Source organism: Priestia megaterium (assembly GCF_023824195.1).
Taxonomy (GTDB): Bacteria; Bacillota; Bacilli; order Bacillales; family Bacillaceae_H; genus Priestia; species Priestia megaterium_D.
This window is the reverse complement of sequence record NZ_CP085444.1, coordinates 12,003-23,961: the sequence shown is the minus strand read 5'-3', so window position 1 is coordinate 23,961 and position 11,959 is coordinate 12,003. Positions and strand designations below refer to the sequence as shown.

10 protein-coding genes and 1 pseudogene are annotated in these 11,959 nt (G+C 36.2%); 5 read left to right on the top strand and 6 right to left on the bottom strand.

The genetic code is table 11. The features are described 5' to 3' along the window. Window positions 1-557: 557 nt before the first annotated feature. From LIS78_RS27845 to LIS78_RS27830, 4 genes are all read right to left on the bottom strand, one after another. Complete coding sequence (locus LIS78_RS27845; RefSeq protein ID WP_209152266.1) at window positions 558-971, bottom strand: hypothetical protein; 414 nt, start codon at window positions 969-971, stop codon at window positions 558-560. Between the two features lie 183 nt (window positions 972-1,154). After that, complete coding sequence (locus tag LIS78_RS27840) at window positions 1,155-1,862, bottom strand: IS6 family transposase (protein ID WP_252285482.1); 708 nt, start codon at window positions 1,860-1,862, stop codon at window positions 1,155-1,157. 699 nt (window positions 1,863-2,561) lie between these two features. Beyond that, on the bottom strand, window positions 2,562-2,966 hold the full coding sequence (locus tag LIS78_RS27835; RefSeq protein WP_209152268.1) for an NUDIX hydrolase: 405 nt from the start codon (window positions 2,964-2,966) through the stop codon (window positions 2,562-2,564). A gap of 139 nt (window positions 2,967-3,105) precedes the next feature. Continuing rightward, window positions 3,106-3,438, bottom strand: a complete 333-nt coding sequence (locus LIS78_RS27830) for a hypothetical protein (RefSeq protein WP_209152269.1) — start codon at window positions 3,436-3,438, stop codon at window positions 3,106-3,108. A 323-nt stretch (window positions 3,439-3,761) separates the two neighbouring features. Here LIS78_RS27830 and LIS78_RS27825 point away from each other — a divergent pair, with 323 nt between their 5' ends. From LIS78_RS27825 to LIS78_RS27810, 4 genes and pseudogenes are all read left to right on the top strand, one after another. Next, window positions 3,762-3,950, top strand: coding sequence for a hypothetical protein (locus tag LIS78_RS27825; protein WP_252285481.1), 189 nt, complete (start codon window positions 3,762-3,764; stop codon window positions 3,948-3,950). Window positions 3,951-4,274: 324 nt separating this feature from the next. After that, window positions 4,275-5,138 (top strand): annotated as a pseudogene (locus LIS78_RS27820) (NADH:flavin oxidoreductase); the annotation flags it as partial. A 46-nt stretch (window positions 5,139-5,184) separates the two neighbouring features. Next, window positions 5,185-6,027, top strand: a complete 843-nt coding sequence (locus LIS78_RS27815) for an aldo/keto reductase (protein WP_209152270.1) — start codon at window positions 5,185-5,187, stop codon at window positions 6,025-6,027. A gap of 154 nt (window positions 6,028-6,181) precedes the next feature. Continuing rightward, window positions 6,182-6,976 carry an SDR family NAD(P)-dependent oxidoreductase gene (locus LIS78_RS27810; protein ID WP_209152271.1) on the top strand — a complete coding sequence of 265 codons (795 nt, stop codon included), beginning with the start codon at window positions 6,182-6,184 and terminating at the stop codon, window positions 6,974-6,976. A gap of 234 nt (window positions 6,977-7,210) precedes the next feature. On the opposite strand, the gene LIS78_RS27805 is transcribed toward LIS78_RS27810, so the two are convergent. After that, window positions 7,211-8,089, bottom strand: coding sequence for an Rpn family recombination-promoting nuclease/putative transposase (locus tag LIS78_RS27805; RefSeq protein ID WP_252285480.1), 879 nt, complete (start codon window positions 8,087-8,089; stop codon window positions 7,211-7,213). Window positions 8,090-8,444: 355 nt separating this feature from the next. Here LIS78_RS27805 and LIS78_RS27800 point away from each other — a divergent pair, with 355 nt between their 5' ends. Continuing rightward, the gene (locus LIS78_RS27800; protein ID WP_209152272.1) at window positions 8,445-8,693 is read left to right on the top strand and encodes a hypothetical protein; all 249 of its coding nucleotides are present in this window, start codon (window positions 8,445-8,447) and stop codon (window positions 8,691-8,693) included. A gap of 539 nt (window positions 8,694-9,232) precedes the next feature. Here the strand turns inward: LIS78_RS27800 and LIS78_RS31545 are convergent. Then, window positions 9,233-11,881 (bottom strand): SGNH/GDSL hydrolase family protein, encoded by a 2,649-nt coding sequence (locus LIS78_RS31545; RefSeq protein ID WP_286676976.1) that lies wholly within the window; start codon window positions 11,879-11,881, stop codon window positions 9,233-9,235. Window positions 11,882-11,959 lie beyond the last annotated feature (78 nt).

Sequence of the window (11,959 nt, the reverse complement as noted above, 5' to 3'; positions counted from 1 at the left end):
GTTAGGTGGGTTCTTTACTCCGGGCAAGATACGGGACGCCTCACAGCAGCATTATGAATCTGCTTTTCCTCTTGCCAATACCCAAGCAAATCTGTGCACTATCCTGAGCTAACACTTACGAAGCTTACAAACCTTCACTAATGTTCACCATACTCATCTTCCCCTAGCAGTGTTCCGAGTCGTGCACTGACTCTCTGTTTCCGCATTTCCGCATGCAACCCACGAGCCCGTTACCAGGCCCGCAGTTTTGGACGGGGATAGTTTTTGCGTCTAAACCAGTGGCGTAAACCACACTATATAAAAGCGACTTCTTGTCGCACCATAAGTTTGATTATAGGAACAAATCAAGATATGTGAAAAATCGGGTAATAATTAAATATTAAGTAGCACCCCCACGGTGTGTGTATCTTTTTACATTCTTAAAAGTTACAGTATCAAAACTATGGCATAGTAGTTAGATGGATTTAATTATAGAAAAGGAAACAGCATATTTAATTTGCAATTGCTACACTTAATCCCTTCCATATGTTTTCTTGAACTGCCTATATAACTTCTTTCTAAATTTCTATAATACTACTACTCTCAAGAACATCTGATAATTTTTTAAAATCAGTAAATGGGCTATTAGATACAATTTGACTTAAACTATGTAGCCCTGTGCTAATTAACTCACGATTGCTTGTTGCTAATCCCTGGTCAATAACTTCAAATGATTTGTGTATGGCAATTTTTCGCTCGTCAAATATTCGTTCGAAAACTTTTTCGTATAAGTCATATTTTCTTTTAATTTCAATTAATAGAATTTCACGTTGTGCATGAATCTTTTCTATCTCCCGTTCAGTTATTTGATTTTCATTATAGGCTTCGCCCAATATTTTTATAAACTTAATTATATCTGTAGAAGGTAGTATGGATGCCGTATCCTTTATTTTGTCTATAAAAGCTAAATGATTTGTCATATTTCTATTCATTATTAACGTCCCTTCATTCGTCGAATATCTTCGTATCAATTAAAATAGCAAAGTCGGTTGCCAAACTACCTATATATTGAATTTGCTCCAGGTTTTTTTTCGAAAAAGGTTCTTTCTAGGGTTCTGGTGCAAAGATTACGTCAATCTGAAAGAAAGCATGTAAATGGTTAAATACATCTATTCTTAATCAGCAATTTTGAATAGTTCATGAATGAACTCCACTTGATTTTGGACAGACTTGTCTTGTGAGATAAGTTGTCCTTTTTTTATCATATGCATCGCTTCTATTCCTGAGAGAATGGATGTAGCTGTGCTAAAAGATTTTAATCCTAACATAGATCGAACTCGTTTTTTAATAAATCTATGATCCTGTTCGATGATGTTATTCAGATATTTGACTTGCCTTAATTGGATGCCTACAGGCATCTTTTTTTGGTTCTTTAATTCTTCAATCGTTATAGGATAAGCTGGGTTCTTGTCTACTGTGATCACATGGGGTTTGGAAACATGAAAAGACCGCAAAGCTTTCTTGAAAAAGCGCTTTGCAGCCTTCGTATCTCTTGTTTTACTTAAATAAAAATCAATTGTATTTCCTTTAGAATCAACCGCACGGTAGAGGTACATCCATTTTCCTTTCACTTTCACATAGGTCTCATCCACTCGCCAAGAATCATTTGTTGTCTTAAGGTGACGTCGCACGCGTTCATCTAACTCTGGTCCATATTGGTGAACCCAACGCATAATCGTAGTGTGAGCTATTGATAAACCTCGTTCTTCCATCATTTCCACTAAATCATGAAAACTAAGGTTGTACCGGAGGTACCATCGGGCGGTTAGTAAAATAATGTCCGGCTGATAATGTTTCCACTTAAATAGATTCTGCTTTTCCATACTGATCACGTCCCTTTTTTAGAGTACTAGTATCAGTATGTCCAAGGTTTAGAGATTAATTGCAAGTTAGATTGATTTTTTGCACCAGAACCGTATGTAAGAAGGAAAAATAGAAAGCTACCTCAATTTAAATATTTCGTAATCGCTTTCATTTATACTTTATCGAAATGACTGGATAGGTTATAATGAATATCTACAAAAATATTAAATGATATGTAAGTGATAAGCAATTACACCCCTAATATCTAAAAAAAGAAAATCTCTCAAATGTAAGGGGTTTTCTTTTTTTAGTTCAGTCGGGTAAGTTAGGAGCATCGCTGCCCCTGCCTCCCCTAAGAACCGTGCGAGTCCCTTTCAAGACACATCGGCTCAGGCCTCCCATTGCAGGTCCATTTGCTGTCGTATCTTCATCATATACCGTATTGGTAAGTAAAACGTACGCCGACGCTCCAAATGGAGGATATAAATAATATACTTTATGGTCTCTTAGATCTAGATAACAAAATGTCCCTCGAATTAAGGTAATGATTCATAAAGACTAAGTTATTCCTCATAGTAGTATGCATGACAATTTTTATTAAATTAAGTGTTGTATTAACCAATTATTTATCTTCCCCTCTATATATGTTTATAGTTTTTTCAAAAGACAACAGACCTCCATGCACCTGTATAGGGGTAAAATAATATCCTTGAGCAAGATTAAGTGAATTGTTTTTTCTTTTTTATATAATTTAGTACGACTTCACGCTCATCTTCAAATAATAGGTTTAAATGATTAATTTTAGATATAGGTTGCCAGAAATATGAGTCTACAGTCGGGACTTTCTTTTCTCCAGCTAATATTTCAACCTCAAAATAGGTCATGTGAACATCAACATTATAGGTAGTAGACCTATTCTCGTGTATTTTTTTTACTATCTCTACTTGATAACCCGTTTGATTCCATACTTCTCGAATACAACAATCTTCGAGCCTTTCATATCCTTCGATAGCACCAGAAGGAACAGACCAACACGTTGGCATGTTGGGTTTCTCTTGGGAGACCATTAATACCTCGTCTTTATCATTTAAGCAAATTATTGCAAAGCCACTACATGTATTCACTAAGATCTCCCCTTAAAAAACATTATAGGCGTACAGCGTACAGGCGTTTCTTATAAATAGCACTTAATCAAGCTCGATGATATCCTTAAGAAAGTCCTTTAAAAAAGTTACATTGTGAGCTGAAACACAGACGATTTCTTTATTTGGTAAGTGTAACTTTAAATACCACTTCTGTGTCATCTGCTACTTCAGCTCCTTGATAAAATGTACTATGCGAAACACTATGAGCTATAAATCTTTCACTCGTTTCAGGAATCACGACAGTATAATGAGTATTCTCAAAAAAGGAATCATATAATTGATAATCTTGTTTACCTAAAACAGAAAATGAAAACTTAATTTGATCTCTTCCCTTAGTCATTTTTCCATTATTAATAATTCTTTTTTCAAGTCCCACTTCTTCTTTGTTTACTGTAGACGTAGTAAGATATTTTACATCAAATACAACATCATTAATGACTAATTCTTTCACTATTAAGTCCTCCTTCTCTATTTGTTTCCTTTCCTTAATTCGCTAAAGCTTAACAGGTCACCTCCTTTCTAATATATATCTTTCTATACCCCATCTTAAAAAAGAACTTTTTTCTCTGAACCCCAAATATTTTTGTAATGATTCTATTAAATATCTAACTAATTGACTAACTAAGTTGTTTTACCTGAGCATGCACAAAAGGTGAAAAAAGAAGGAATTCCAGGAACAAAAATACAGTATGAAGGATGTATAGACGAAGTAGAGAATATTTCGGAAAATAGGAAAGGAAAGAGAATAAAACAACATTTGAAAGGTGAATTCTGTTGAAAGAACGAGAACTTCAAGAAGTAACTCAACATCTAGATGAATTATTTGAAGATTTAATAAACGAGGATATCACAGAAGAGGAATTTAACTATTTGTCTGATGAACTTTACAAAAGACAAACAAGACTTAGATATGAGATAGAGATTGAAAATGGGATATATTACAGGAATTATTTCAGATTTTAAAGTTTGCTAACCAAAAGGACAAGGGTAGCTTTTTTAAGAGCTACAAAATCATATATTCTATACATACAAAAAAATAGTTGGTTATAACGTAAATTAGGAAATTGATAGGCTCTTTAACTATTTAAAAGAAGAGTAGTCTTTAGTCTTTAAGCAGGAAAGGAGATTGTGCCTTAGAGGAGATAATTAAACTTAATAATTGAATTAACCAGTTTATTGGTGACATGGACTGCTTAAGAATGATTTAATATTATTTTAATTAAGACTTTTAAGATGTTTTTAAATTAAATAGCCTAAAGCTTTTTTAAGAAGAAAGGAGCTTTAACAATGACCGATCCAAAACTATTATTTAAAAATGTTACATTAGGCAATATAACATTAAATAACCGAATAGGGGTTGCTCCAATGGCACGCGCAAGCGCAACTTTTGAAGGTGTGGCAACCAATCAGATGGTATCATACTATACTTCATTTGCACATGGAGGATTTGGACTTATTATTACGGAAGCGATTTATACTGATGATAAACATAGTCAAGGATATTTTAATAATCCAGGTCTTATTAATGAAGAACAAACACATGCATGGAAAAAGGTCGTCGATTCTGTCCAGCAAGCAGGTGCTAAAATATTTGCACAAATAATGCATGCGGGAGCCCTTTCACAAGGGAATCGTTTTATTCAAGAAACAATTGGACCATCGGCTGTGCAACCCAAAGGAAAACAAATGGAGTTTTATGAAGGGAAAGGCCTATACCGGACGCCAAGGGAAGCAACGAAAGAAGAAATCAAAGAAGTAAAAAACGGGTTTGTTAATACGGCTAAACATGCAAAAGCTGCTGGATTTGATGGAGTTGAAATTCATGGAGCCAATGGTTACCTACTTGACCAGTTTCTTACTGACTATACTAATAAACGTATAGATGAATATGGTGGTTCTACTGAAAATAGAGTCCGATTATTGGTTGACGTTTCTAAGGCAGTTCGCGAGGCTGTTGGAGAGCATTTTACCATTGGTATTCGGATTTCACAAGGAAAGGTAAATGATTATAATCACAAGTGGGCAGGAAAAGAAAGAGATGCTGAAATCATCTTTGGTCAGTTAGGGCATGCGGGTCTTGATTTTATTCATATTACGGAGTATGAAGCATGGCAACCTGCCTTTCCAAAAGTTGAAGAAACAATTGGAACCAATTCGGGTTTCGACAACATGATAGTAAGCAGGAGGTAATATTGTTATGATGAAAAATTTACAGGATACAGTCACTTTACACAATGGAGTAAAGATGCCCGGATTTGGTCTCGGTGTATTTAAAGTAGAAGAAGGTCCTGAATTAGTAAATGCAATTAAAGTAGCCATTAAACATGGGTATCGTAGTATTGATACAGCAGCCATTTACGGTAACGAAGAAGGTGTAGGCCAAGGGATTCGTGAAGGTCTAAAAGAAGCTGGTATCTCACGAGAGAATGTATTTGTCACATCAAAAGTATGGAATGCAGACTTAGGATATGACGCAACAATTGCAGCTTACGAAACAAGTCTAAAAAAACTTGGATTAGACTATTTAGACCTTTATCTGATTCACTGGCCAGTTGAAGGAAAATACAAAGAAGCATGGAGAGCTTTAGAAACCCTTTATAAAGAGGGTAAGGTTAAAGCAATTGGGGTAAGTAATTTCCAAGTTCATCACCTTAAAGATTTAATGGAAGATGCAGAAATCAAGCCTGTAATTAATCAGGTAGAATATCATCCGCGTCTAACGCAAAAAGAACTTCAAGCATTCTGTGAGAAACATTATATTCAACTTGAAGCATGGTCTCCACTAATGCAAGGAGAATTATTAGATAATGAGGTTTTAACAGAGATTGCAAATAAGCATAATAAATCTGTAGCCCAGGTCATTCTACGTTGGGATGTACAGAATGGTATTATTACCATTCCCAAATCAACAAAAGAACATCGTATAGTAGAAAATGCGTCAATCTTTGATTTTGAATTAACTAAAGAAGAAATAGAACGTATTGATGAATTGAATCAAAATCATCGTGTAGGTCCAGATCCTGACAACTTTGATTTTTAATGAGGGGGAGAGGAGATAGACACACTAGTAGTTGTCTATCTCCTTCTTTGTTTAAAATTCGAAGGTTTATCCAAACTAATGACAGATTGTATTTATTTTATTAGTTCTATTAACCAAAAATATAGTTTTTATATAAAAATAGGAGTGACCTGATATGGAATTAAATTTAAAAGGAAAAACAGCTCTAGTTACGGGATCGACAGCCGGTATAGGTAAGGCTATCGCTCTGTCCTTAGTAGCAGAGGGAGCTACAGTTCTTATTAATGGAAGACGAGAGGAAAAGGTCCATGAAACCATTACAGATATTCAAACTCAATATCCTCAATCTATTCTTCATCCAGCTGTACATGATCTAGGAACAGAGCAGGGTTGTCAACAGCTAATGGAACAGTATTCAGAAGTAGATATTCTCATTAATAATCTTGGTATTTTTGAACCTGTTGAATACTTTGATATACCAGATGAAGATTGGTTTCGGTTATTTGAAGTCAATATTATGAGTGGTGTTCGATTAACACGCTCTTACCTCAAGAAAATGATTCAAAAAGAAGAAGGAAGAGTAATCTTCATTGCAAGTGAGGCAGCTATTATGCCTTCTCAAGAAATGGCTCATTACAGTGCAACTAAAACCATGCAATTGTCTCTTTCTCGTAGTTTAGCTGAATTATGCACAGGCACAAATGTGACAGTTAATACCGTTATGCCTGGTTCAACTCTAACTGAAGGAGTAGAAACAATGCTAAATAGTCTTTATCCAAATGAACAATTAACCCTAAAAGAAGCTGAAACGCGATTTATGAAAGAAAATCGCCCCACTTCTATTATCCAAAGGTTTATCCGTCCAGAAGAAATTGCAAACCTTGTTACTTTCTTAAGTAGTCCACTATCCTCAGCTATTAATGGTTCAGCACTGCGGATAGATGGAGGACTAGTACGTAGCGTATTTTAAGCATTTTATATCTAAAGATGAATTATTCATATTCATTAGATGTTTGCCTCAAAATATAAGACCAGAGAACAAAGCAATAAGTAGCAGGAATTCAATTTGATGAATCAAATACTAAAAATCACAAACTTTCTTGTAGAACAAGAGGTTTGTGATTTTATTTGAGTAACGAAAAACAAGGACCTAATCTATAATAAAAAGAGCCGTATCATACGATACGGCTCTTTTTATTAATATTTATTGGTAACGAAGTTTATCTACTTCTTCTATTGTAAGACCTGTCAGTTTACTTATCATTTTACTGTCTATACCTTCTTGGATCATGCCTAAAGCAACCTTCTGAATCCCCTTTTTTTCTCCTCGCTCTTCACCCAGTTTTTCTGCTCTTTTCAAAGCAGATTTTTCATCCAAAAGAGCTTTTCGTCTTGCTTCATAAGCAAGTAATACTTCTGGATCTTGACTCACACGCTCCCATTCATCCATTGCTTTCTTTAATACGTGATCTTCTTGCATCGCAATCTCCTCCAATACTTGTGTGATTTCTTCATCTTCGGATGCTTCAAGTAATAATAACCATCGCACAAGTTGATCTTCTCGAGGATCTACCTCTCTATTACGCCATTTAATTAATAACTTAGGTAGCTCCATAAAATGAATTTCCAGTATATCGGTTAAAAGTAATTTCTGTTCGCGCTCATATAACTGAAAGGTGGAGTGATAATCATGCATATGTGATAAATAACGGAAGTTCACAATGTTAATCGTAATGGTTTTACAAAGCTCTCCATAATCCATACCTTCCTTCATTTGGCTACTATACATTTTGGACCAATAATAGAGTGTTCGCTTTTCCATATCATGTTTATTATTAAGCTGAATTTCAATATTAACGCGGCTTCCATCTTCTAACTGCGCGTGTACATCTAAAATCGAACGTTTATCTTCTTGGTTTTCTTTATTAAAATGCGGATCTAATAACTGAACCATTTGAATCTTCTTCTCATCTGGAAAGCGAAGTGCCGCATTTAAAAAGGCAGCTAAAATGGATTCATTTCCATGGGTGCCAAATAACGATTTAAACGCAAAGTCGACACGCAAATCTAATCGTTTCGTCATAATGCCCTCCGTCATATTTATGTTTGTTATTAGTATATCACGACTAGATTTCTTCTTCCTATATCACACGTTCTAATTTCATACGCTCACATTGAAAAACTTGTTACTCTTCTTAGGTACAAGCTCTTCTTAATAACCCATTCATTCTACAATAGTTTTTGTCTCAACTTCGAACAATTGAACAAAAGCTGTCTTTTTTATGGGCCTCTTGTACATATCCAAGTTTTAGAGATTGCAGTTTTTGCATAAAAACATCGATATTTAATTTAATAGGGTCGATTGGCGTATGGAGTAACACTTTTTAAAACGATATAATTCTGAATATACAGAAATTTTTAGGTGGGAGAATGGAATTATGAGTGAAAAAAATAAAGAAATTGAATTTATAAAAATCATATGTGTTTTAGATGGTTTGGCTGAAGGCTTGAATATCATAAAAGGGCAGGAGTATTACGGATTTGAGACTGTCGATGAGTTAGGTTATAACGTTTATACGGAGAACGAAAAAGGAAGATTACCTATTTATATTGGATCATATCCAAAGACATATTTTCAATTAATAGATAATGAAATACATGTTGTAACGTTTGAAAAAAATATCTAACATTTTAGACGGCCTTGCTTTTTCTATAAGGGAAAAGTGAGGTCATTATCTATAACTAGTTAAGGGTCCAATAAAGAAAGCAACGTGAAGGGTGTCATTACGCATATAAAGCTTGTATTAACGCGGTAACGTTACTGAACTAGCTACTGATTAGGTAACGAAGTCGCGATTCTTTAGATACTATGTAGCTACTTCATTAAGCTTGCCTGTCCACTCAAAAATAAAAAGAAACCCTACTGCAGTAATGAATCAGTAGCTGGTGATGTAAAAGGTGCTTGATTTTTATATAGGTAGGACTTGGCCTATAGGCCTATCTTTTTCATAAAGTGGACGAGAAATCTAAAAGTGCCCCAACATATAAAGTAGAATGTAATGAGGATCAGTCAGATTCTAGTGAATCGTTCCGATTTACACCAATAAAATAAATATAAAAAAGAGAAGGACTGAACCTTCTCTTTCTGCTACCACATCTATACTTAGGTATACCTTTTCATTTCTTACCATTCATAAAAAAATCGAACCCTTATGAAAATAGCTTATTATAAAAATGGATAGATTGCTTCTGCGTAAGCAATGGCGCCTTTTTTATTAGGATGGCCAATTGAAGCTCGTTTGCAAATTTCAAAATCAACTCCTGTACATCCGGCTTTTGTGCAGGAGACCAGCCTTTCTGTTGCGATAAAATCTTGGGGTGACATATCTAAATTAATGCCAAATACGTATGGATCATCAGTAAGTGCAGAGTGCTCCCCATCAATATTTGGGTCAGCAAAGAAAAAGCGTTTTTCCCCAGTTAAGTTAGCATTTGTTTCATCTACAGCCTGTTGGAGAAACACTTTTGACTCATTGGCCAGCTGCATACTTCTTGCATGTATGATTTGAAGGTGATGATTGGTCAAAAAGCCAGCACCAATGCCACCAGGTATTCCTTGAACTACTATTCCCAAAGCAACTAATAAAATTTCTACAGCACTTAAATCACTATGTTCAGAAACGGGTGGATAGTATCCGGTTACAATTACCTTAGCATTTGGGAAGGTAGTTGCTACTTTCTCTAGTAGGGTCTTACTACCATCGAGAAAGTGCTTACGATGTAGCTCAGTTAAATCAATATCAGTAAAAGGATTTAGGACGGTTCTAAGGTTAACATCGTTTATCCCGCCATCCATAATGATAAGATCTACCTTAGAAGGATCTCCGACAAATAAATCACACTGCTTAATGATAGTAGGATACGAGTTAGGCACCTCTCCATCTGTCGTTGGAAGAGATGAATGGTCGTTGACTCCAATAATAGCCCCTGAATGAGCAAGTACTTGAGTATAATATCCGATATTCCCATTTCGGGCTTTTATGGCATTTCCAACAAGGGAATAATGTTTTTCATGTTCAGCTAACCCTTGACCCCAAGAAACAGAATCGCCTATTACAAGCGTATGAAATGTATCTAATACTAAATTAATAGTGTTAGATGGTGTTCCATCCGATAGTAAAACGCTCACCTTTACTGGTTCCCCCGATGGGTTTGCCTCTATTGAAGATGGTCTAACTAATGTAAACTCAAGCTGAGTGGGACTTAATAAGGTAACATCGGGCATATCTTGATCATTTATTCGGACAAGTGCACTTTCTGAAAATCCACTACCTATTAAGCTTACTTTCTTTCCTGGACTCACGCGTCCAGTGATTTGATTATCCTGCTGAGCAGAGTCGATTTTAGGCTTAATATATATAGAAGCCTTATTAGACAAAGTTCCATCCATCTGTTTTACCTGAATTGTATGCTGGCCACCCTTTAAAGAAGGTACTGCAAACTGCAGAGCAGTGTCACTAAAAGCATTTGTTTGCACAGGAGAACCATCTACTAACACGGTATCTGATTTTGTAAAGCGTTTACCTTTTAAGGTTATGCTATCACCTGCAAAAGCATAAGCTGGCACTGCTTCAAAAATAGCTGGCTCTAATAGTTTAATACCAATATCATCTGGGTCGATGACGTACATACCGATTGGTTCTGCAAATTTCCCTCCACTGTATCCACTAGAACCTTGACCAGCATAAGAACCATCAGGTCCCTTTAATCCCGCAGTTCTCGATCCAGGACCACAAACTGCACCAAAGTTTGCTTTAACAGAATCCCCAACTGGACCCCCAGCACCCCCTATACCTGGATAGCCAGGCTGACCTCCACTTCCCCCGCGTCCTCCATCGACAGTAATATAAAAACCCTTAAGGTATTCGTTGATAACTGCTTGTGGAGCATAAATTGAAAGCTTTCCTCCATGCCCTCCATGTCCTCCGTCTCCACCCTGACCCGCATTTCCACCTACCCCTCCGTTACCTCCAGCACCTGCTCCTGCCTTACAGAATCCTGACCAGTCTAATTGAGCAGGTTTTCCTTTTCCTCCTTGGCCACCATTTCCCCCATCTTGTCCGGCGCCACCAGTCGTCCCATCTTGTCCTCTTAAATCAAAAGCAGGACGTCCAATCATATCAAGCACCCATACTTCTAACTCAGGTGCATTATTCCCGTCTGGGGCTTTACTACCTTTGATACCGTGTGTACCATTTGTTCCTGAAATTCCTACAAGCGTTGTAGATGTTGGTGCTTGAGGAGGGGTTCCAGGTTTCCAAGGCTTAGATGGAATAGATTTGCTTGGCCTTTCCCAAGTAAACGTAACATTTTTTCCAACTGTAATTTTTTCCGCAATTAAAATAAGATATTGTTGAGGTTGCTTAAGAACCACAGTGGTATTATCCTGTAGATTTATTTCCGTCGCTACCCAATAGGCTGTATCGATATTAATTTGAGAAGCGATACTGGGTGTGGAAGCAAAAGATACTGTTTTAAATGGAAATGGAACTGATTTTAAAATAGAACCCTGGCCACCAAAAGGTTGAAGTACAGGTGCGCTTACAGTATTGGTTACTTTATAAGCTGACTGAAAGTAGGCCTGGGTAGCAATTAAATTAGAGTCAGGTCTTGTAACACCTGCTTGGGGTATTAAATTCCCTGATAAATTCAATGTCCCAAGGGATGAGATTGAAGTAATGCCAACGGACTCTAGGACTGCTTTATGGTATTGTATTCGTTCTTGGCTTGAACTAGTGGTTGAAATGATTGAGTTATGACTAACCGAAAGAGATTTTAGTGAAACTGGAATAGCTGATGTTAAATTTTTAGACATATGGATCCTCCTGAAATAAATAATTCTAAAACATAATACTCTAGGTATTTTGGTTTTATCCGCCCTTGGGAATTAGGT